The sequence below is a fragment of the Synechococcus sp. PCC 7336 genome, assembly GCF_000332275.1.
Lineage (GTDB): Bacteria > Cyanobacteriota > Cyanobacteriia > Thermostichales > PCC-7336 > PCC-7336.
This window is the reverse complement of the sequence record NZ_CM001776.1, coordinates 3013313-3035118: the sequence shown is the minus strand read 5'-3', so window position 1 is coordinate 3035118 and position 21806 is coordinate 3013313. Positions and strand designations below refer to the sequence as shown.

Sequence of the window (21806 nt, the reverse complement as noted above, 5' to 3'; positions counted from 1 at the left end):
CGTCCTAAATCCCCAAAATCGCCCGTGCCACCGCAAAGTAAATCAACACCCCCACCACATCCGTCACCGTCGTAATAAACGGAGCTGACATCAAAGCGGGATCGAAGCCCAGGTACTGGAACAAAAACGGCAGCCCCGACCCCGCCACCGACGCTAGGGTGGAAATGCTCAGCAAGCTAATCCCCACCGCTAGCGCGATCGAAATATCCTGCTGCATGACGATCGCCCACAGCATCGCCATCGATCCCAGCATCAACCCCAACAGCGCCCCGGCCATCAACTCGCGCACAATAATCGTCAGGGTGCCTTTAGACTGCAACTCTTCTGTGTTGAGGCCGCGAATCACCACCGTCGAAGACTGCGCCCCAACATTACCTCCCGTACCGGTTAACAGGGGAATAAACGAGGCCAAGACGATCGCTTGCTGTAGGAGATCCTGTTGGCTGTTGATGATACTGCCGGTGATGCTATTGGTGACGAGTAAAACCAAGAGCCAGACCACGCGGCGGCGGGCCACCACCCAGAGATTGGTTTGGAAGTAATCTTCGCGGCCAGACTGGACCCCCCCCAAGGTGTAGATGTCTTCGGTGGTTTCTTCTTCCAGAATGTCGATGATGTCATCGACGGTGATGATGCCCACGAGGCGGTGCTCGGCATCGACCACGGGCATGGCAATGAAATCGTAGCGTTGGATAATGCGGGCCACCTCCTCCTGGTCGGTGTCGGTGGAGACAGAGATGACATCGCGGGTCATGACATCCCCAATAGTTTGGTTGGGATAGGCCGTCACCAAGTCCCGCAGAGACAAGATGCCCGTCAGGCGGCGGGCCGCGTCAGTGACGTAGAGGTAGTAGACCGTTTCGGTTTCGCTGGCGAGGCTGCGAATGCGGTCGATCGCTTGCGTCACCGTGAAGGCTTCCTTCAGCGATACGTATTCGGGCGTCATGATGCGCCCTGCGGTGTTGGGTTCGTAGCCCAATAGGAGGGCGGTCGCTTGGCGCTCGCTAGGGCTCAGTTGGCCCACAATGCGGGCAATCACCTTCGCGGGCAGCTCGTCAAACAGGCGGGCCCGATCGTCGGGAGACATCTTGTCTACAATGTCGAGCACTTCCTGCCGCTTGAAGTCTTCAATCAGCGTCTGCTGTACGGTGGAGTCCAGTTGCTCGTAAACTTCGATCGCTTCATCTTTGGAAAGCAGGCGAAAGGCGATCGCTTGCTGTTTAGCTTCTGACAGCCCTTCAATCGCGTCGGCGATATCGGCAGGCCGCACGGGAACGAGCAGGGATTTCGCCCCCTGCAAATTGCCCTCTTCCAGCAGCATTTCCAACTGCTGGCGCACCAGTTGCCGCAGCTCCGCTCGTGCTTCGACGGTGGGAGTCAGGGGACGGTTTTCGGTCAAGGGTATGCCTCAACTGCTCGCGTGCCAAAATGACCTGCAACTAGTCTAGTCGCAATAGGTCCCCATCTCCGGTTAGCTGTGGCAGAGAGAATGCTGTCTGCGGGCGATCGCCCTCAAGCAATCACCCAAAACCCCTTCGCCCGCCAAAATTGCTCTAGCAAGCGGTCTCGAACATCTTCTTCAGCTAAGATTCCTCGGGCCACCAGCACCTCCCCCAAAAGCTGCCCGGACTGCTTTGATTCGTGCAGCGCGGCTTGGAGCTGCTCTTGGGTGACCTGGTGGTGTCGGAGCAGCAACTGGCCCAATAACTGCGGGCCGTTACACATCTCTTGTTGCTTTTGCAGGGAGTTGGCGATCGCCTCCTCCGTCACGTAGCCGAGCTCTATTAGCACGGTTCCCAAGCGGCGATCGCTGCGCTGCGACGCTTGCAAAGCCTCGACTAATTGGGACTCGACTATCAGCTCGAACTCTAATAGCAACTCCCCCAGCAGAGGGCAGTTCAAACCCAGTTCTCCAATCTGTCGAGCCACCATCGAGTCTCCATAAAAAGTTCAATCGATGGCATAAAGCCCGGGACAGCAAAGGGTTTGACCCAAAGATCGCGCAAATCCCAATATTTAGACTTAATTCTGCCCTACTGCTCCATCTATTTCAAAAGCTGAAAGGCGATCGAAGACATTCACCTAAAAGCTTTCGATCCTCGCTGCGATTCCAGTCACTCCCAAATCGCGGCGGCTTCCCTTGACCCTGATTTTGCTTTACCTTTGATTGCAGTCGAGATTAGGTACGTGTCATGACGACGGCTTTGGAACCTCGCAGTCGCTTTCAACTTTTAGGGACTCCAGTTATTGACCAAAGCACTGCCGCACAGGTGGGCCTAGTCAGCGATGTCTGGGTGGACCTAGAACAGCAGCAAGTGGTGGCTTTGAGCGTGAGAGAAAGTCCTTTCTCCAGCCTCTCCCGCACGATGGCCTTGGGCGAGCGCGTGCGATTGGGTAAAGATGCCATCTTGATTGATACTGAAGCCGTATTTGAAGACTACGATTTGAGCGATCTGGTCAAGGCGATCGGCAGCAAAGTGGTCACCGAAACGGGGACGCGACTGGGCAGTGTCAAAGACTTCACCTTCGACCCCGAAACAGGAGATATCGCTAACATTCACCTGTCGGCCCTCGGCCTGCCCCTGCTGCCAGGGTTCATAGTCAATACTTACGCCATGCAGGCGAGCGAAATTGTCTCTGTGGGTGGGGATATTATTGCTGCAGATGAAGCCGAAACCCGCCTGATCGAGGTTTCCACCAGTATCCTGACAAAACTGTTCGGCGTCGGTCGTCCCCCTTGGGAAATGCTGGCGGAAACTCCCATCCTGCCCAGTGCAGCTGAGAGTGTGGAGGAAGAAGAGGCTTACTACGAGGAAGAATACGAAGAGGAATACGACGATGAATACGAGGAAGAGGAAGAGCTAGCCGAAGAGGAAGAGATCTACGAGGAAGATGCGGAGATTTACGCTGCTGCCGATGGAGAAGACGAGGAGTATAGCGACGAATATGACGAGACCTACGAAGATAGTGAAGAGACCGCTGCTGGCGAACCTTTAGAGCCCTTTGAGGAGCTGCCCGAGAAGGAGCCAATCTGAGCATGCCCCTCGATCTGTATTTTGGCTGGCAGCGCAGGAGGCAGAATTACGACGATGAAGTCAACGGGAAGCGGCGACTTCGCGTAAAGCTTCTTCAACTAGCTCGGGGTTGACTCCCCTTTTCTTCAGTTCCTCGACAAGGGCGGATAGATTGCTATCTTCAAATCGCTCCAAATCTTCTCGGAGACCTTGACCGACATAGGCCCGGATCAAGGGTTGATAGCCGGAGAAGCCCAACAGTGGTGCCATCTTCTTCAGATCTTCGATGACGTCTTCTGGCATCCGAATGGTAATCGCTGTCATGGGGCGGTTTTTAGCCAATCTCTTTTTTAATGCTTTAGGCTTCATATTGCTGTCGCTCCGTTCGAGTGGCTTTGCGAGCTGAAATAATCCGAATGCGATCGCGCTCGATTTTCATGTGAACCACAAATAAAAGGCTCCACCTTCGGTCCAGACCGATCGCAGCATCCCGTTGTGCTCGATTGCGACTGGTATCGACCACAATGAGGAAAGGGTCAAAAAATGCTTCAGCCGCCTGTGGAAACGTCACCCCGTCGTGCTTTTCAGGATTGTGGCGAGCTTTTTGTTCGTCCTAAACGAAAGTGATTCCGTTCAAAACAAATTCTACGTCCATAGCGGTGAGGCTAGCTTGTCTGTATTTACGTTGTCAATATACTGATTGGTTTCCACCAGATCGCCAAGCGCAGTCGAGCAGTAGGAGTTACGCTAGAACTTCAGGCGATTTGCGAGGGATTGATGGCGCAACTGCCATTCGTGAAATATCACGGTCTCGGTAACGATTTTATTTTGCTCGACAACCGCGATCGGGCCGAGCCTCTGTTGACACCCGAGCAAGCGATGCAATGGTGCGATCGCCGCTTTGGCATCGGTGCCGATGGGGTCATTTTTGCCCTTCCCGGCACTGCTGGGGCAGATTTCAGCATGCGCATTTATAACAGCGATGGGTCGGAACCCCAAATGTGCGGCAATGGCATTCGCTGCATGGCTCAATTCCTGCAGGATTTGGGCGAGCCAGTTCGCGAGGGAGCCTATCAAATTCACACGCTGGCCGGTCGGATCGTGCCCCAGTTTGTGGAGGGCAATCTGATTCGTGTCGATATGGGCGCGCCCGTGCTTGCGGCGGCCCAGATTCCCACTACCTTGGCAGCAGGGGAATCTCAAGTGGTAGATGTTCCCCTCACGGTTGCCGATCGCACCTGGCAAGTGACAGCAGTCAGCATGGGCAACCCCCACTGCATCGCCTTTGTTGAGGACGTAGCGGCCATTCCCCTCGCACAGCTCGGTCCCCAATTCGAGCACCATCCCGCCTTTCCCGAACGGGTTAACACCGAGTTTGTGCAGGTGTTGGGGCGCGATCGCCTGCGCATGCGGGTTTGGGAGCGGGGAGCGGGCATCACCCTTGCCTGCGGTACGGGGGCTTGCGCCACCCTCATCGCCGCCGTTCTGTTAGGGAAATCTGACGATCGGGCGATCGTCGAGCTCCCCGGCGGCAACCTCGAGATTCGCTGGGACCGCGACGGCGATCGCATCCACATGACGGGACCGGCTCAGCGAGTCTATACCGGTATTCGCGAACTGTAGGAGTCCCCCGTGCAATTTATCGACCGAGCCACCGTAGCAGTCAAAGCTGGAGATGGCGGCGACGGGATGGTGGCATTTCGTCGCGAAAAATATGTGCCTGCAGGGGGGCCTTCTGGAGGGAACGGCGGCAAGGGAGGCTCGGCCATCTTGGTGGCTGATGCCAACCTACAAACCCTACTCGACTTTCAGTTCAAGCGGTTGTATGCTGCCGAGCCTGGAGCAAAGGGCGGCCCGAGTAACAAAACCGGACGCAGCGGCAATGACGCCCTGATTCGCGTCCCCTGCGGCACGATCGTGTTCGATGCCGATACAGAGGAATTCCTAGGCGATTTGACTGAGCCGGGGCAGCAGTTGTGCGTGGCCAAAGGCGGGGCAAACGGTTTGGGCAACGCTCATTTTTTGAGTAACCGCAATCGTGCTCCCGAAAAAATGACCCTCGGCAAGCCGGGGGAAGAACGCCGCCTGCAACTGGAACTGAAGCTGATTGCCGAGGTGGGCATTATTGGCTTGCCCAATGCTGGAAAATCGACTCTGATCTCTGCCCTCTCCTCCGCTCGCCCCAAAGTCGCCAACTATCCCTTCACCACATTGGTGCCCAATTTAGGTGTCGTGCGCCGTCCCTCTGGGGACGGGGTAGTGTTTGCGGATATCCCCGGTTTGATTGAGGGAGCCCACGAGGGGGTGGGCTTGGGTTACGAATTTCTGCGCCATATCGAGCGCACCCGCCTGCTGGTTCATTTAGTGGATGGCAGCGAGCCCGATCCCGTCGCCAGTTACGAGGCAATTCAGGCAGAGCTATCTGCCTACGATCGCGGTCTGCCCGACAAACTCCAGATTGTGGCCTTGAACAAAGTGGATGCGATCGCCCCAGAGGAGTTAGCCGACAAACAACAGGCATTGCAAGCGGCCAGCGGTGGCGAGGTTTTGATGCTCTCGGCAGTGACGCAATTGGGCTGCGATCGCCTCCTCCGACAGGTCTTTGCCAGCCTCGAACATCTCAAAGCAGACTCTGAGATTGCGGACCCCGCTCGGCAATCCTCCCCCAACGCGCTGATTCCGACCCCAGGTTTGCCCCTCTCGCAGTAAGCCTGTTTCGCGATCGTGAACAATATCGAGCAGTTCTGCGCCCTATGAAGGATCGAGCCGTAGAATTGTGGGAGTAAGTTCGAGCTGGAGCCGATCTATCCGATGAGTTCTGCCCCCCATTCTGCGGTATCCGACATCGACCTGAAAGACACTCCAGCCCCCACATTTGTCTCGGACGATCCATTGCTCGCTCAGCGGCTGTCGTTAATCGAAGAATTGTGGGAGAGCGTACTGCAGCAGGAGTGCGGTCCTCAACTCGTCGCTCTGCTCAAGCAATTGCGCCTGATGTGTTCGCCAGAAGGACAGGCGCTCGAGTATCCGGCAGCAGAAGTGCTCGAAATTGTGGAACATCTCGACCTGAAGGAAGCGATTCAGGCTGTTCGCGCCTTTGCTCTCTTTTTTCAACTGATCAATATCATCGAGCAGCGTTACGACAAAGCCGTGCGGGCAGAACGAGAAGGGGTGAACTCGACTGTGCCATCCCCTCGCAAGGCAAGCAAACAAGAGCGATTCGGCATTCTATTCCCTTACCTTCAATCCCAGCAGGTGTCTGCCGAGCAGTTGCAGTCGCTGCTAGATGCCCTCGATATCCGCTTGGTCTTTACCGCCCACCCCACCGAAATCGTGCGGCACACCATCCGCGAAAAGCAGCGGACACTCTCCCAATTGTTAGATGCGCTCGATCGCCTCAAAGACCCGGTGGGATGGGAAGCAGATGTGTTGCGCCAGCAACTGCAGGAGGAAATTTCGCTGTGGTGGCGGACTGACGAGCTGCATCAGTTCAAGCCTACGGTTCTAGACGAAGTGGACTATACGCTGCACTACTTCGAGCAGGTGTTATTCAACGCCATTCCCTTATTGCACGAGCGTCTATCCCAAAATCTACAAGTGTCGTTCCCCGAGACAGAGGCTCCTAGAGTCAATTTCTGCAGCTTCGGTTCTTGGGTGGGGGCAGACCGCGACGGCAACCCTTCTGTTACCCCCGAAGTCAGTTGGCAAACCGCTTGCTATCAACGCAATTTGGTCCTGAATAAATACATTCAGTCCGTCAAACAACTCGTGCGCGCCCTCAGCCTGTCGTTGCATTGGAGCGATGTCGATAGCGAACTCTTAACGGCGCTCGAACAGGACCAAAGCCAATTCCCCGATGTGTACGAATCCCTCTCGCTCAAGTTTCGGCAGGAACCCTATCGCCTCAAGCTCAGCTACATGCAGCGCAAATTGGAGTTGACTCGCGATCGCAACGAGCAATTGCGCCATCCCGATCCATTACAGCGTCATGTAGCCCCCTCTCAAGGCTACGCGAATGCCGATGAGTTTCTGGGGGATCTCGATCTGATTCAAAAGAGTTTGAAAGGCAGCCAGATCCGCTGTCGCCAACTCGAACAATTGATTGCTCAAGTGGAGGTGTTTGGCTTCTACCTGGCTCGGCTGGACGTGCGCCAAGACAGCCGCGTCCACGAGAAAACCTTCACCGAAGTGTTCGATTACTTGCGCATTTTGCCGCGTTCTTATGCCGAGCTATCGGAGCAGGAAAAAACGGAGTGGCTGGTGCGAGAACTCCAAACTCGCCGCCCCATCATCCCTTCCGAGCTACCGGCAGTGCCAGCAGTTCCCGCCACCCGCTCCAATCGTAAAGCTGCGCCGACCCCCCCCGAGCCAGATGGCTCTTTTGTGTCCGCCAAAACGATTGAGGTCATCGAAACCTTCCGAACGATCCGTTTGTTGCAGCAGGAATTCGGCCGCCCCCTTTGCCATACCTATATCATCAGTATGAACCGCTGCAGTAGCGACATGCTGGAAGTGTTGCTCTTAGCTAAAGAAGCAGGACTCTACGATCCGATTGCCGCCTCCGGCAGTCTTGCGGTCGTGCCTCTATTTGAAACGGTGGACGATCTCAAACGGGCTCCTGCAGTGATGGAGGAAATGTTTCAGTTGCCCTTCTATCGCGAGTATTTGCGATCGCTCGGAGATTTACAGGAGGTGATGCTGGGCTATTCCGACAGCAATAAAGATTCTGGCTTTTTGAGCAGCAACTGGGAAATTTACAAGGCTCAGGTAGCGCTGCAAAAGGTGGCAGAACAGTACGGTATCGTGCTGCGGATTTTTCACGGTCGCGGCGGCTCGGTGGGTCGCGGCGGCGGTCCTGCCTACGAAGCAATTTTGGCCCAGCCCGGTCGCAGCATTGGCGGTCGGATTAAAATCACCGAGCAAGGGGAAGTGCTGGCGTCCAAATATTCTCTGTTGGAGGCAGCGGTTTACAACCTGGAGACGGTGACTAGCGCTGTGATTCAGTCCAGTTTATTGCTCACCAATGCGGATAAATCTGCCGATTGGTTGCAGCTCATGGAGGACTTGGCGACGCGATCGCGCCAGGAATACCGTTCCCTCGTCTACGAGACCCCCGGCTTTTTAGAGTTCTTTTTAGAAGCCACCCCGATTGAAGAAATTAGCCTACTGCAAATCAGCTCCCGCCCCACCCGTCGCAATAGTAAGAAAAAAGACTTGGATGGCTTGCGAGCCATTCCTTGGGTCTTTAGCTGGACCCAAAGCCGATTCCTGCTGCCCTCTTGGTACGGCGTCGGCACGGCAATGGCTTCCTACGTGGACGAAAATCCCGCAGAAAACCTGGCCTACCTGCGCAGTCTCTACCGCAACTGGCCTTTCTTCAAAACAGCTATTGCGAAGGTGGAGATGACGCTGGCTAAGGTAGACATGCAAATTGCCCGCCACTACATGCGCGAGCTAGGGTCTGAGAAACATCGCAAGACAAACGAACAATTATTCGATCGCATTGCCGCTGAAATGGCCCGCACGCGCGATCTGGTGCTGGCGATCGCCGAACGGGGCACGCTGCTGGATGGCGATCCCTCTTTGCAGACCTCCGTGCGCCTGCGGAATGGCTCGATCGTGCCCTTAGGCTTCTTACAAGTCTCGCTACTCAAGCGCCTGCGCCAGCACCGCCAACCCGGTAGCCGCTCTCGCTACAGTCGTCCCGAGTTGCTGCGCGGCGCACTGCTAACCATCAATGGCATCGCTGCCGGAATGCGCAATACGGGCTAAGTGGAGATCTCCATCTCACGACATCGGCATTGGCGGCGGGCATCGATCTGCCGGAACTCGATTGTTGTCTGGTTCGTGGCTATCCAGACAGCCTCATGTCAGTACAAAGCGGCATCTGTGTGGGAGTTTTGCGATCGCCTGGGTCTAGTGGTTTTTTGCTTATGCGAGGTAAACGGATTGGCACTCCATAGAATTTTATCGAGGTTCCCACCGAGACAGATGGCCGTCAATGCCTAAAGTTGCAATACATTAAAGGCAGCCGATCGCCCCTCCGAACCCGTGACTGCTACTGCTCCCGACCCTCACCCCCAAAGACTGCTAGAGCAGTTGCAAGCCGCCAACGCGATTGTGGAGAGCCTGAGCGTTTGCCGCGATCCCGTCACCCGCGAGCTGCAGGTGCAGGATAATCCCGAAGAGATTGCTCGCCTGTTGGCCCAGGGCTTGGTGGAACGATTGGAACTGGCATCGGCACTGGTGTGGTTTTACGACCCTGCAGGTGGAGCACTGCACCTCAAAGCACAAGCAGGGTTAATCAGTCCGGCCCAGGCAGCCCTGCGAACACTCGCCCCCGATAAAACTCCTTTGGGGGAACTGGTGCGCGATCGCGCACCCAAGCTGAGCAACCAACTGCACCGAGAGCCCTGGATTCAGAGCCCCGACTGGATTGAGGCCGAGAATCTAGTGGGGTTTGCCAGCTATCCCATTTATTGGGGCTCTCAATTGGCAGGATGTGTGGCAGTTTTCAGCCGTCAGCCCCTAGCCCCAACCTTTTTAGAAGTCTTGCAGTTTATCTGCACCCATACGGCCAGTGCCCTTGCCGCTGCTCGGCAATCGTTTCAACTGCGCCAGCAGGCAGAGCGTCAGGCACTGCTGTACCGGATTATTGACAGCATTCGTGCCTCTCTCAATCTGGATGACATTTTGCAAGCAGCAGTAGAAGCGATCGGACAGGCACTGCAGGCTTGTCGAGTTCAGTTTTTATACTGCGATCCGCATGCAGAGCAACTGGTCTATCGCCACGCTTTTGCTCAGCCCTACGTCGATTCGTGGTTGGGTCGTCCGGCCGCAGATCGGGAGCAAGTGCTAGCCAAAGCATTGCTCCAGCAAAATCAGCGAATTGCCCTGCAGGTATGGCTGTCGCTGGATGAGATGGATGCCGAGAATGCGCAGTTGCTGCACGATGCGGGGGTGCAATCTCTGATGCTGGTTGGGCTGAATTTAGGCCAGTCCTATTACGGCATTTTGAGCGTCCATCGCTGCCGCTTGGATTACGTGCAGGAGTTGCAATTGCAAGCCTCGGAGCGGGCAGATAGTCCAGAGGAAGGGGGCATCCCCTGCGACTGGACGGACTCCGATTGCCAACTGCTGAAGGCGGTGGCAGAACAGTTAGCGATCGCGATTACCCAATCCCATCTCTATGCCAAAACCGAGCAACAGGCCCGCCGCGAAGCGCTGCTCAATGAAATCAGCGCCGATATCCGCAACTCCCTCGATCCCAATCAAGTCCTGAAGTCGATTGAGGTTGCTTTGGCCACTGCTCTAGAACTGGAAGATTGCCACATTCAGCTCTATCGCGACATGATGGTTTTTCCCGCTCGAGAGGAGGGCGATCGCGATCCCTCCGATATCCAGATCTACGACACCCTCGCCAATGGCTATCCAGTCTTGCTGAAAGTGGGCGATCTCGACCGCATTCGACCGGCAGAATGCCAGTTTTTTCAACTGCAGTTGGCCAACAGCACTGCTCTATTGCCCCTCGTGCAAGATGGCGAACTGTTGGGCACGATTGTCTTAGTGGCGCGGCGATCGGAGCAGTCGTTTGCCCCCGAAAAATTCTCCCTGGCGATCGCCGTTGCCGAACAGGCGGGCATTGCCCTCAAGCAAGCGCAGCTCCACCAACAAACCCGCCGTCTCGCCCGCCGCGAAACGCTACTGCGACAACTCGCTCAAAGGCTGACGGGCACCCATCAGGTGCAAGAGATTATTGCCATTGCCCTGGAGGGCTGTGCCGACGCCCTGCATCTAGATTGCTGCGATTTTATTACGCTGTCTTCTCAGCAGACCTCGCAGTTAGCCCAACTCTCTTCCGAAGCCCTGCAGCAGCAAATTGATGAAAAGTTGCATGCCTCTCACTTGGTTCTGAGTGTCGATACTTCCCCAGAGATGGTTCCGGCCCAATTTCAATCGGCTCAATCCTTTCGCCGCGATGGCTGTGAAGCTCAGCCCACGAGTGAAGTGGCCTCAGATTTGAGCTGGCTGTTGTTGCTCACCTGCTACAGCCGTCACGAGAGTTTACTCATTGACGATATTCAAACTTATCCCATCGCTCCCCAAGCCCGACAAAACTTAGTGCGATTGGGCATTCGATCGTTGATGGCCGTCCCGGTAGAGATTGCGGACGACGTGTTGGGGGTCATCTGCACGACGGTTTCTTCCCCCATACGCGAAACGGAGTTTGAGGCGAGTCGAGAGCGGGGCCATACGTTTGCGGCGGCAGAATTGGAGTTGGTGGAGGCGATCGCCGATATGACGGCTGTCGCGGTGCAGCGGACGCAGTTTTCGGAACAAGCTCGGATGCGGGATGCGCTCACGGCTGCGATGCGGGGATTGAGTGAGGGACGGGAGGCTGAAAGTCGCCGGCTGGCGGCGGATCTGCACGATCAGAGTATTGCCGATTTGGGAGCAATGTCGCGGCAAATGCAGCAGTTGGCCTCGCAGGCTCAACCCGACCCGATGCAACAGCAGCAGGCGATCGCGGCTTGGAGTCAGCAGTTGCGAGAGACGATTACCGAGTTGCGCGGCATTGTGGAGGACCTGCAGCCGACGGCAATGCGGGCGTTTAATTTGGGCTCGGCGTTACGCAGTTTGTTGGAGCGAGCGGCCCAGCGATCGACCCGTCCGTTGCTGGCGCGCTTTGACGATCGCACTCGCGGGGAGCTGAATGCTTTAGAGCCTCTGGCCCAGAGTACGCTATTCCGCATTGTGCAGGAGGCGTTGAACAATGTGGTCAAGCATGCGGAGGCGACCCGTGTCGATTGCACCCTTTCTGTGACGGAGGATGGTTATTTAGAGGTTAAGGTGATTGACGATGGCAAGGGGATGCCGGCGAACCCGTCCCGAGAGGGCTCCCACGGTTTGCTCAATATGCGCTATCGGGCTGACATTATTGGTGGCACGATTGAATGGAAAGCCCGTCGCAATGGGAGCGGCACCGTGGCTCGATTGCGCGTTCCTCTGCCGGAGGCTGAGATTGTTCGGCACTCTGCCAGCCTGTAACCAACGCTTGGCTAGCCAAATTGGAGAGGTATCTCAACCAAGCCGTGCAGCCTCAGTGCCGTGCAGCCTCAGTCGCTACATATCCGGCCAGTGCGGTAACAAAAGTCTTAAGACTACTCATTGTGGAAAGTGCTGAGAATTCTCCGCTATCTGCAGCCTTTCGTGGGGACGCGATTAGAGCTGCGTGGGTGTAAAGCTGTTCCTGAATCATTTTCTGACAGAGCAGGTCGTACCTCTTTAGGTAGGAAGTTTCCCTAAATTCTTGAAACACTGGAAAATGGGGCGAACTATTCCTCACAGGAGAACGCGATGCCACTGCATCTTCCACCAACATGAGCCAGCCAGCAAAGGGGCGTAGCTGTTGACCGAACGCGCCTTCACGGTAGGCTATCCAAAAATCGTGGGCTGTCCCAATGGCTTCCTCCGTCCGATTATTGAAGTTATTACCGAATGATGGCCCAACCTGGCTTTTCAACTCGATGGCAGCAATCAGCTCGCCTTGATAAGTGATGAGTAGGTCCCAAAGTTTTGTTGGGCGGAAGTATCCAGGCAGCGTTAACACGGCTCGCTTTTGATGAATTTTGGCATGTTCGAGACCATTTTCCCTTACCAGATCCACAATCAATTCGATAAACCCATTCATGTTTTTCCCAGCAGTGACCCCAGCACGCTCTCCCCGATCTGCTTTCCCAGAGTCTAGCTGTTTTTGTTTGGCAACCTCACGACTTCTCCAGAATGTCATTACTGCTGCCTGAGCTTTTCGTTCGTAATCAACTAGATCGAGTGCCATTTACTCTCCATTACTGCCTAAAGCGGATCTCTCTTCGTTACTCAATGCATATAGCTTGAATGCTGCACAGTTGCACGCCTGGAGGTTGCGATCGGTTGCAGCGTCAATTAGCTCTTGCCTAATTTCCTCACTCACATCTGCCCAAAAAGGAATACGAATACGACGCAGGTACTGAGCTTGGAAGCGAAGAAATCCACCCCGCATTTGGGTTGAATACGTTGCTATGAATAGGCGAGAAATTTCTGATAGTAGCACAGCCTGCAAGGCACGCAGATTCCATTGATTGGATATGACATAATAAAGATTGTGATGTGGATACAGCTTCCCATTTTCATAGACGATATGAGCCTTCCCTTTGATATCAGGGATGAGAAGCTTGGGCTTCTTTGCCAGTTCTGGATGAATTCGGTCAATTGTTCTGTACCAATTGGCTGGTGACTTTTGAGCGCAGTGACGACTTGCAATAACCTCCCGGCGTTCCTCTAGGTAGCGACGCAGTCGTGGATAATCTTCTAATTCAACAAGCCCTCGTCCCACAGCAAATGGATTGATTACTCCCTGCCCGTGCCATTGCACCTCACCAGACAAAATATCTCTAGTGGTGACTAGCGGTAACTTGCGATCCGGCTCGACATCAAGATCGTTAAGGTCGCCAATGAATGCTTTGTCTGCACCTGTTGCTACACCGATACCGACCTTACAACCTGTTGCCTCAAGAGTTGGAAATTGCTGCTCGAGACGGCGAATTAATGCCATCTGGTCAGCGGATTCGAGTAACCAGGGTTCTGCCCCATTCACGACTTGTGCCAGTTCGCGCACCCTGTCACAATCTTTTAACGGTTTCTGGTTCCGCAATGTATGAGCTAAGCGTGTCAGCGTGTCTCGATCGATTGCCGGACGGTGGGCAATTCGTGTAGGTGCTTGCACTTCCCGGCTGATGATAGTGATGGCTGGATAGGCACTGACATCTGTATGAAATGCGGGTGTACCCACCATGTCGACGTAGATTTTAAGATGGTACTGTTCAGATATCAACCGGCGCAGCGGACCTCCATAACGGTTCTTCATCCACCGATCGGCGCAAATAAAACCTAAGCTTCCACTGTCACTTAGTGCAAATAGGGAACGCTCTATAAACGGAATGTAGATGTCTGCTCGGTCGTACATAGTCTTGTAGCGTCGCCGATATTCAGCCAGTAAGATATCGGGGATAAACTCCTGACGTACATATGGAGGGTTACCTACTACAAAGTCAAATTGGCCATCAAGTGGATTTAATAAAAAATCACCCTGATTGAGCCAACGATCTACTAGAGTTTGAGCGCTAGTAGTATCTAGCTCTTGAGTAAGGAGATTTAATAGTGCTGTGCGTGTAGCTATAAAGGTTTCTCGATGTAGTTCGACAGCTCGGATTGCATGACCCAGATCCTTGACCGCTGCTCCCTTTGATTGTGATGATTTCCAACTAGCAATCAACCGCTTGACGCTAGGTATTAGGAAGTCACCCCTGCCAAATGATGGCTCTAGAAGCCTTTTTGTGTATAGAGGCTGTTCTTCAACGTAGCCCAGTAAGTTCAGAATAAATTCAACCACTTCGGAGCGAGTATATATTGCTCCTCGATCCTCAAGATTACTGTGCTCAGATAATTGATTTACTGCATCAGAAATTAAGGGTGAATGATTTCTGGCATGTTCTCCAGACAGATTAAAGCTGAGTTGTTCCACTGATAAATTTCTATCCATTTATTCGATCTTTACTGATTTTACTAACGGTTGAGTTGAAGCAAGATCTCGACCGTTAGCTTGAATCTGAGATACAGTCAGAGTAGTCAAATTCAGGGATTAGTTGATTTATTCAATAAGAATTTTAGCACACTAAAACGGTATTTATACGGATTAAATAAACTATAGCAGATCCAGACCAGTTGTATAGTCTAAGGGGGACTTAATCCAGTACTGGCAAGAATCGATATTTTTAACTCATCTAGGATTGCTTCATTTATTAGAATGACTCATTCTACCTAACACCTCTACATACATATACATGGAGTTACTATGTAACACTGTCCGTCTTGTTCCGCGTCAGAGGTCGCGCGCGTAGAGCGTTTCAGCTTCAGTTAGAGTACTGGGTATAGAATCAATAGCTCCCACAGTGGATGTCGCCAGCCACCGCGATTGGCGAACTGTCCTCTTTTTTCTCACCCCTCCAGCAACGATGTCCCAATCCCTCAATCCTCTGACCGATACCCCCGATCGCATGCCCGCGCTGGACGATCCGATCGAGCGGTGGAACGTGCTGGAGATGGATCGAGAGCAGCTAACGCCGATGATGGCCCACTACGCCGAAATGAAGGCGCAATACCCGCAGGCAGTCTTGATGTATCGCTGTGGGGATTTTTACGAGACGTTTTTTCAGGATGCTTACACCGTTGCTCGCGAATTGGAATTAGTCCTGACCGGGCGACCGGATAAAAAGTTGGGACGGATTCCGATGGCGGGGGTGCCCCATCACGCGATGGATCGCTATGCAGCCCAGTTGGTGCAAAAGGGATACGCGATCGCCATTTGCGAGCAAATGGAATCCGCCGACCAATCCAAAGGATTGATTTCGCGGGAAGTGACGCGAGTCTTGACGCCGGGAACCATTTTAGAAGAAGGCTTGCTGGCCGCCCGCCAAAACAACTACTTGGCAGCGGTAGTGTTGGTGGGGCGATCGCCTAACCAAGAATGGGGTTTAGCCTATGCCGATATTTCCACCGGCGAATTTCGGGTCGCGCAACACAAACAGATCGATCGTCTCAGCCAAGAACTCTTGCGCTTGCAACCTGCCGAAATTCTGTTGCCCGTAGACGAAACCGGCGATCGGCTGGGATTGTTTCGTCCCGGCGAGGGGGGAGGCGGTCGCATTCCCGAGGGATTGCCGCAGCAATTCTGCTATACCTTGCGCCCCCAACGTCCGTTTGAAGCGGGGGAAGCTCGCTCCGAGCTGCTGATTGCCCTCAAGGTGAAATCGTTGGAAGGATTTGGCTGCGATCGCCTGCCCCTCGCCATCCGTGCTGCTGGTGGCCTGCTGCACTATCTCAGCGATACCCGCAAAGGCACCGCCCTCAACCTAGAGCGGCTGCAGACCTACACCATCGACGAATTTCTCATTATTGACTACCAGACCCGCCGCAATCTGGAACTGTTGCAAACCGTGCGAGATGGCCTACTGCACGGATCGCTCCTGTGGGCACTCGATCGCACTCGCACCGCGATGGGGGGGCGGGCCTTGCGGCGCTGGCTGCTGCAACCGCTGTTGAGCATTGCCAAAATTCAGCAGCGTCAAGCGGCGATCGCCGAGTTGCTGGAGGACGGACACCTGCGCGCCAAACTGCAGCAATCTCTCAGCGAAGTCTACGACCTAGAGCGGCTGGCGGGGCGAGCGGGCTCGGGAACCGCTAACGCCCGCGACTTAGTGGGGTTAGCCAATTCATTAGAGAAACTGCCAGAGCTGGCCATGCTGCTGGCAGGCACTCGGGCACAGTTGCTGCAGCGGTTGCAGGCCGTCGATCCAGAATTAGAACAATTGAGTCAAACTCTGCACGAAACCCTCGTGCCCCACCCTCCCCTGACGTTGACTGAAGGGGGCTTAATGCAAGCGGGGGTGGATACTGCGCTGGATGAATTGCGATCGCAGGTGGAAAGCGATCGAAAGTGGATTGCCGCCTTGGAAACAACCGAACGGGAGCGCAGCGGCATTCCCACCCTCAAAGTGGGGTTTACCAAGGCATTTGGCTATTACATCAGCATCAGCCGAGCCAAGTCCAAACAGGCTCCCGCAGACTACATTCGCAAGCAAACACTGGTCAATGAAGAACGCTATATTACCCCCGAGTTAAAGGAGCGGGAGGCTCGCATTCTCACCGCTCAAACTGAGATTCAGCAGTTGGAATACGATCTCTTCCTCGCTTTGCGCATGGAGGTGGGGAGCTATGCCAGCTTGATTCGGGAGGTGGCGGAGGCGATCGCCACTGCCGATATCCTGGCCGGCTTGGCCGAGATTGCCGCTGCGTTCAATTACTGTTGTCCGCAGATGGTGGGCGATCGCACGTTAAATCTGGTGGAGGCTCGCCATCCAGTCGTAGAACAATCGCTACCGTTGGGTATGTTTGTCTCCAATTCCCTCAAGTTGGGCACGCGCAAGTCGGCAGATTTGATGGTGTTGACGGGGCCGAATATGAGCGGCAAGAGCACCTATTTGCGGCAGGTGGGATTGATTCAGGTGATGGCACAGATGGGCAGTTTCGTGCCTGCCGAGTTTGCCGAATTGGGAATTTGCGATCGCGTTTTCACCCGCGTGGGGGCGGTGGACGATCTGGCGACGGGTCAGTCGACGTTTATGGTGGAAATGAACGAGACGGCCAATATTCTCAACCACGCGACAGAGCGATCGTTAGTGCTCTTGGATGAAATCGGACGGGGAACGGCGACGTTTGACGGACTCTCGATCGCCTGGGCTGTGGCCGAGTATCTCGCGAAAGTTCTGAAGTCCCGCACAATTTTTGCCACCCACTATCACGAGCTGAACGAACTCGCGTCAATCCTGCCCAACGTGGCGAATTTTCAGGTGGTGGTGAAGGAGCTCGAAGACGAAATTATCTTTTTGCATCAAGTCAGTCCTGGCGGGGCGGATCGCTCTTACGGTATCGAAGTGGGTCGTCTAGCCGGGTTGCCCTCTAGCGTGATTCAACGCGCCCGCCAAGTGCTCGCGCAGGTGGATCGGCACAGTCACATTGCTGTCGGGCTGCGTCGCAGCCATACGAATGGGCGCAATGGCAAAAAGCAACCTACTGACACCAGTGGTGTCGAGCAAGGGGAACTGCCGTTTTAGAGGGCGTGTTTCTCGTGACGATTGACCCCGAAACGCTTGCCTCGATTAGACTAGAAGCCAGACTATGGATTCGCCGTGACCAGCATCATCCTAGCTCCCGCTGTCCAGTTAACCGACTGGCAATTCGAGCAAATTTGCCAGCAGAATCCCTTGACAAGCTTTGAGTTATCCGCAAAAGGAGAGCTGATTGTGGTGCCCCCCGTTGGCGGCGAAGCTGGCCGTCGCGAATTTGCCTTGTTGAGTCAATTGGGGCACTGGGCAGCGCGCAATCCCTCTGGGATTGGCTTTAGTTCTCAGACGATTTTTCAGCTTCCCAATGGGGCCAAGCGCATGCCCGATTTTGCCTGGGTATGGCGAGAGAGATGGGATAAGCTGACTCCCGAGCAAAAACGAGGGTTTCCTCCCCTCGCGCCTGATTTTGTCGTCGAGCTGCGTTCTCCTAGCGATTCCTTACAGGAGTTACAGGCAAAGATGCAGGAATATGCCAGGGCAGGTGTGCCCTTGGGCTGGCTCATCGATCCGATTCGCCGCACGGTGGAGGTCTATCAGCCAGATGTCGAGACCAAAATCGTTCGGACAGATGCGATCGCTGGCGATCCTCTCTTGCCGGGATTGACGCTGGACTTGTTGCGTCTGTGGCAGAACTGAATCAGCCTCGTTCATCGATCTCGCTCAATCGGCCAGACTTGCTAACACGTTATAACAACTATCATGCTAATTTGGGAGTGTGATTCAAACCTTTGCCAACCAGGGTACCGGGGATATTTTCAACGGCTTACGCAGCAAAGCTGCTCGCAAGATTTGTCCCGTCAACTTCTGGGCTGTTGCTGTCCGCAAGCTGGACCAATTGGACTCGGCGGTAGTGCTGCAAGAATTAACCGCTCCACCAGGTAACAGGTTAGAAAAGCTGTTTGGAGATCGAAGGGGCCAATACAGCATCCGTATCAATCAGCAGTACCGCATCTGCTTTGATTGGACCGAGGCCGGTCCGGCCAACGTCGAAATCGTAGACTATCACTGAGGGGATCGGTTTCATGGTTAGGATTCCAACCCATAGAACTCCCACCCATCCAGGGGAAATGTTACTCCACGAATTCCTAGAGCCTTTGGAGATGAGTCAGAGCGATCTGTCCAAAGCTCTCCAAGTGCCCTTTCAACGGGTCAATGAATTAGTGAGGAGGAAGCGAGGGGTTACTCCTTCAACCGCTCTAAGATTGGCAAAGTATTTTGGGACGACTCCCAGCTTTTGGATGAATCTACAGCTACGCTGTGACCTCTATCGCGCTCAACAGGAAGAAGCAAGCGAACTAGATGCGATCGTCCCACGCTCCTCAGAAGTCTTGTAACTTCTCCCCAAAAACTCCATTTATCCTTCTCTACTCCCTCGGAGACCGAGCGATCGGCGCGATCGCCTGCTCCGCGCCGTATAGAATTCAGCGAGAGGACTGTTTTTGCCTGGGTTGAAGAGCAGTGTCATACTGAAATTCGAGCGGCTCCGACGGAGTGGTCCCAGTCAGATCGGGGGCAGATCGGAAGCAGCCGCTCGGGCTTTGAAGACGCATTGTAACGAATGGATACCATCATGTCTGCAACTCTTGCTGCCGTGCAGCCCAGATTGACCGTCGATGACGCGCTGGCGGTGCAGGTGCGATCGCAGTTTCCGATCCTGTCGCGGCAAGTGAATGGCAAACCGTTGGTTTATCTGGATAATGCTGCCACATCGCAGAAGCCCGAGGCGGTGCTGCAGGCAATGGATCGCTACTATCGCAGCAGTAATGCCAACGTCCATCGGGGGGCACATACCTTAAGTCGGGAAGCCACAGACGCATACGAGCTCTCGCGGGTCAAGGTCGCTCAGTTTATCAACGCGACCTCTGCCAGAGAAATTGTTTTTACGCGCAATGCTAGTGAAGCGATCAACCTCGTTGCCTATAGCTGGGGGATGAATCACCTCGCGGCTGGAGATGAGGTGATTTTGTCAGTCATGGAGCACCACAGTAATTTGGTGCCCTGGCAGTTCGTGGCCCAAAAGACTGGCGCTACGCTCAAGTTCGTTCGTCTGACGGAAACTGGCGAATTCGATCTGGAGCATTACCGGAGTTTGCTGAGCGATCGCACTCAATTAGTGGCAACCGTTCACGTTTCCAATATGTTGGGCTGCGTCAACCCAGTGGCAGAGATTGCACAGTTGGCCCAGCAGTATGGGGCCAAAGTCTTGATTGACGCTTGCCAGAGTGTTCCCCATATGGCCGTTGACGTGCAGGCGCTTGGCTGTGACTGGTTGGTGGCTTCCGGGCACAAGATGTGCGGGCCGACCGGGAGTGGATTCTTATACGGCAAAGAGGATCTGCTGCTGTCGATGCCGCCGTTTTTGGGTGGGGGAGAGATGATTGCAGATGTGTCGCTAGAACGCTCCACCTATGCGGATTTACCCCACAAGTTCGAGGCGGGTACTCCGGCGATCGCTGAGGCGATCGGGTTGGGGGCGGCAGTCGATTATCTCAGCGAGATTGGCATGGATCGCATTCACGATCGCGAGCAAGCACTAACGGCTTACTTACTCGCAGGCATCTCCGAGATTGAGGGAGTGCGGGTATACGGCCCCAGTTGGACCGAGAGCGGCGAGATCGATCGGGCAGGATTGGTGTCATTTACGGTGGAAGGAATCCACGCCAACGACATTGCGGCGCTATTGGATGAAGAGGGGGTAGAAATTCGCTCGGGCCACCACTGCACGCAACCGCTGCACGGCGAACTCGGGGTGTCTGCAACGGCTCGGGCAAGCGTTTATTTCTACAACACCCAAGCTGATATCGATGCGTTTCTCAAGGCTTTGAAGAGCACGATTGAGTTTTTTAGCGCGATGGCCTAGTCGCGCAATGGAAGTCTTTTTCCCCAGTGGAATTAAGAGATGAAACTTGCCTTATCGTTTTGCAGGTCAACCGAATGGTTCAAACACTCTCTAAGCCATTGACACTGCAAGAATTTCTGCAACTGCCAGAAACTAAACCTGCAAGCGAATACATCAATGGTGAAATCATTCAAAAACCCATGCCAAAGGGACGACATAGCCGCTTGCAAGGAAAACTCTGTGCCGCCATCAATCAAGTCGCAGAGGAAGCAAAAATTGCCTATGCCTTCCCAGAATTGAGATGTAGCTTTGGCGGGCGATCCATTGTCCCAGATGTAGCAGTCTTTCGGTGGGACCGAATCCCTTTCACCCCAGAAGGAGAAGTCCCTGACAACTTCAACCTGCCGCCAGATTGGACGATTGAAATCCTTTCCCCCGAACAAAGAGCCAACAAAGTGCTAGGAAATATTCTCCATTGCCTGGAGCATGGTAGCCAGCTAGGTTGGTTCCTCGACCCAGACGATCTCAGTATTTTGCTCTTCCAACCCCAAAAACAGCCCGTCCTATGCCAGAGCGATCGAGTCCTTTCGGTCTTGCCCGAACTAGAACTAGCTCTCACGGTCGATCGAGTGTTTGATTGGTTAAAAATGGGATAAAATATTTAGCTTACTGCAACAATCTGGCTTGTCTGCAGAAGCTGAGCCGGATGCATAGTGCGATCGCGACTGCGCCGTGCGAATGCTTGGGCCGATCGAGAGATCGCAGCTATCAGTTTGTGCCGAGACATAAGACATCAAACATGCCCGCTTTTCATCGAGAAGTCCATCAAGAGGGCCGACAAGAGGGAGAACTCAATCGCGCACGGGCGATCGCGCTCAAGCTGTTGCGTCAAGGAATGTCTGTCGAGCAAATCAGTCTGCTCACCGAGCTTTCGTCAGAAGACGTCCGAGCACTGTCCGAACAGGACTCAAAGTCCTGAGTGTATCTAGTGCTTTGTCAGATTTAGACATTAGGACGGTGAAGCTCAGTTGCGATCGGAATTCAACTCGCTGCATTAACCCTCACCCCCGACCCCTCTCCTTGGGGAGAGGGGAGGAATATTCCTCGATCCCTGATTTTTAGCTTGACGATGTACTAGCCATGCGGGAATCATTCTCAGGCAGGCTCGGGCTTCAAACAATGCCAAAATCCCGATCTCAATCGTTAACCGCTGGGCGATGTCGAGAAAAC

General features: G+C 54.3%; 17 protein-coding genes and 1 pseudogene. 12 read left to right on the top strand and 6 right to left on the bottom strand.

Annotated elements, in window-relative coordinates; genetic code table 11:
• Positions 1 to 4: 4 nt before the first annotated feature.
• A complete protein-coding gene (mgtE, locus tag SYN7336_RS14605; RefSeq protein ID WP_017326695.1) occupies positions 5 to 1399 on the bottom strand; it encodes a magnesium transporter in 1395 nt (464 codons plus the stop codon).
• A gap of 113 nt (positions 1400 to 1512) precedes the next feature.
• Entirely contained in the window at positions 1513 to 1929 is a 417-nt protein-coding gene (locus tag SYN7336_RS29830) for a hypothetical protein (RefSeq protein ID WP_156820161.1), read from the bottom strand.
• A gap of 263 nt (positions 1930 to 2192) precedes the next feature.
• Here SYN7336_RS29830 and SYN7336_RS14595 point away from each other — a divergent pair, with 263 nt between their 5' ends.
• Positions 2193 to 3035, top strand: a complete 843-nt coding sequence (locus SYN7336_RS14595; RefSeq protein ID WP_017326693.1) for a PRC-barrel domain-containing protein — start codon at positions 2193 to 2195, stop codon at positions 3033 to 3035.
• 60 nt (positions 3036 to 3095) lie between these two features.
• Here the strand turns inward: SYN7336_RS14595 and SYN7336_RS14590 are convergent, their stop codons facing one another.
• Entirely contained in the window at positions 3096 to 3338 is a 243-nt protein-coding gene (locus SYN7336_RS14590) for a hypothetical protein (RefSeq protein WP_017326692.1), read from the bottom strand.
• Between the two features lie 34 nt (positions 3339 to 3372).
• Positions 3373 to 3615 (bottom strand): annotated as a pseudogene (locus tag SYN7336_RS26030) (BrnT family toxin); the annotation flags it as partial.
• Positions 3616 to 3791: 176 nt separating this feature from the next.
• Between SYN7336_RS26030 and dapF the strand changes: the two are divergent.
• The 4 genes from dapF to SYN7336_RS14565 all read left to right on the top strand — a co-directional run bounded on the left by dapF (position 3792) and on the right by SYN7336_RS14565 (position 12062).
• The gene (dapF, locus tag SYN7336_RS14580; RefSeq protein WP_017326690.1) at positions 3792 to 4637 is read left to right on the top strand and encodes a diaminopimelate epimerase; all 846 of its coding nucleotides are present in this window, start codon (positions 3792 to 3794) and stop codon (positions 4635 to 4637) included.
• 9 nt (positions 4638 to 4646) lie between these two features.
• The gene (gene obgE, locus SYN7336_RS14575; RefSeq protein WP_017326689.1) at positions 4647 to 5723 is read left to right on the top strand and encodes a GTPase ObgE; all 1077 of its coding nucleotides are present in this window, start codon (positions 4647 to 4649) and stop codon (positions 5721 to 5723) included.
• A gap of 102 nt (positions 5724 to 5825) precedes the next feature.
• Complete coding sequence (gene ppc / locus SYN7336_RS14570; protein WP_017326688.1) at positions 5826 to 8786, top strand: phosphoenolpyruvate carboxylase; 2961 nt, start codon at positions 5826 to 5828, stop codon at positions 8784 to 8786.
• A gap of 279 nt (positions 8787 to 9065) precedes the next feature.
• Complete coding sequence (locus tag SYN7336_RS14565) at positions 9066 to 12062, top strand: GAF domain-containing protein (protein WP_017326687.1); 2997 nt, start codon at positions 9066 to 9068, stop codon at positions 12060 to 12062.
• A 52-nt stretch (positions 12063 to 12114) separates the two neighbouring features.
• Here SYN7336_RS14565 and SYN7336_RS14560 read toward each other — a convergent pair whose 3' ends face one another.
• Both SYN7336_RS14560 and SYN7336_RS14555 read right to left on the bottom strand, forming a co-directional pair.
• Entirely contained in the window at positions 12115 to 12852 is a 738-nt protein-coding gene (locus SYN7336_RS14560; protein WP_017326686.1) for a PaeR7I family type II restriction endonuclease, read from the bottom strand.
• Entirely contained in the window at positions 12853 to 14595 is a 1743-nt protein-coding gene (locus SYN7336_RS14555; protein WP_083885745.1) for an N-6 DNA methylase, read from the bottom strand.
• Between the two features lie 514 nt (positions 14596 to 15109).
• Here SYN7336_RS14555 and mutS point away from each other — a divergent pair.
• The 7 genes from mutS to SYN7336_RS26025 all read left to right on the top strand — a co-directional run bounded on the left by mutS (position 15110) and on the right by SYN7336_RS26025 (position 21555).
• Positions 15110 to 17725 (top strand): DNA mismatch repair protein MutS, encoded by a 2616-nt coding sequence (gene mutS, locus SYN7336_RS14550; protein WP_227498679.1) that lies wholly within the window; start codon positions 15110 to 15112, stop codon positions 17723 to 17725.
• A 75-nt stretch (positions 17726 to 17800) separates the two neighbouring features.
• Positions 17801 to 18373 (top strand): Uma2 family endonuclease, encoded by a 573-nt coding sequence (locus tag SYN7336_RS14545; protein WP_017326683.1) that lies wholly within the window; start codon positions 17801 to 17803, stop codon positions 18371 to 18373.
• A gap of 79 nt (positions 18374 to 18452) precedes the next feature.
• The gene (locus tag SYN7336_RS14540) at positions 18453 to 18746 is read left to right on the top strand and encodes a type II toxin-antitoxin system RelE/ParE family toxin (protein ID WP_017326682.1); all 294 of its coding nucleotides are present in this window, start codon (positions 18453 to 18455) and stop codon (positions 18744 to 18746) included.
• Between the two features lie 13 nt (positions 18747 to 18759).
• The gene (locus SYN7336_RS14535) at positions 18760 to 19071 is read left to right on the top strand and encodes a HigA family addiction module antitoxin (protein ID WP_026101021.1); all 312 of its coding nucleotides are present in this window, start codon (positions 18760 to 18762) and stop codon (positions 19069 to 19071) included.
• A gap of 236 nt (positions 19072 to 19307) precedes the next feature.
• Positions 19308 to 20597 (top strand): SufS family cysteine desulfurase, encoded by a 1290-nt coding sequence (locus SYN7336_RS14530; protein ID WP_051039917.1) that lies wholly within the window; start codon positions 19308 to 19310, stop codon positions 20595 to 20597.
• Between the two features lie 74 nt (positions 20598 to 20671).
• Complete coding sequence (locus SYN7336_RS14525; RefSeq protein ID WP_026101019.1) at positions 20672 to 21232, top strand: Uma2 family endonuclease; 561 nt, start codon at positions 20672 to 20674, stop codon at positions 21230 to 21232.
• A gap of 143 nt (positions 21233 to 21375) precedes the next feature.
• Positions 21376 to 21555 (top strand): hypothetical protein, encoded by a 180-nt coding sequence (locus SYN7336_RS26025; RefSeq protein WP_017326678.1) that lies wholly within the window; start codon positions 21376 to 21378, stop codon positions 21553 to 21555.
• Positions 21556 to 21806 lie beyond the last annotated feature (251 nt).

Bases quoted from the DNA above. Each gene is read 5' to 3' on its own strand.
- SYN7336_RS26025 (WP_017326678.1), top strand. From the start codon at position 21,376: ATGCCCGCTTTTCATCGAGAAGTCCATCAAGAGGGCCGACAAGAGGGA.
- ppc (WP_017326688.1), top strand. From the start codon at position 5,826: ATGAGTTCTGCCCCCCATTCTGCGGTATCCGACATCGACCTGAAAGAC.
- SYN7336_RS14555 (WP_083885745.1), bottom strand. From the start codon at position 14,595: ATGGATAGAAATTTATCAGTGGAACAACTCAGCTTTAATCTGTCTGGA.
- SYN7336_RS14525 (WP_026101019.1), top strand. From the start codon at position 20,672: ATGGTTCAAACACTCTCTAAGCCATTGACACTGCAAGAATTTCTGCAA.
- SYN7336_RS14590 (WP_017326692.1), bottom strand. From the start codon at position 3,338: ATGACAGCGATTACCATTCGGATGCCAGAAGACGTCATCGAAGATCTG.
- SYN7336_RS14530 (WP_051039917.1), top strand. From the start codon at position 19,308: ATGTCTGCAACTCTTGCTGCCGTGCAGCCCAGATTGACCGTCGATGAC.
- SYN7336_RS14535 (WP_026101021.1), top strand. From the start codon at position 18,760: ATGGTTAGGATTCCAACCCATAGAACTCCCACCCATCCAGGGGAAATG.
- SYN7336_RS14560 (WP_017326686.1), bottom strand. From the start codon at position 12,852: ATGGCACTCGATCTAGTTGATTACGAACGAAAAGCTCAGGCAGCAGTA.
- SYN7336_RS14595 (WP_017326693.1), top strand. From the start codon at position 2,193: ATGACGACGGCTTTGGAACCTCGCAGTCGCTTTCAACTTTTAGGGACT.
- mutS (WP_227498679.1), top strand. From the start codon at position 15,110: ATGCCCGCGCTGGACGATCCGATCGAGCGGTGGAACGTGCTGGAGATG.
- dapF (WP_017326690.1), top strand. From the start codon at position 3,792: ATGGCGCAACTGCCATTCGTGAAATATCACGGTCTCGGTAACGATTTT.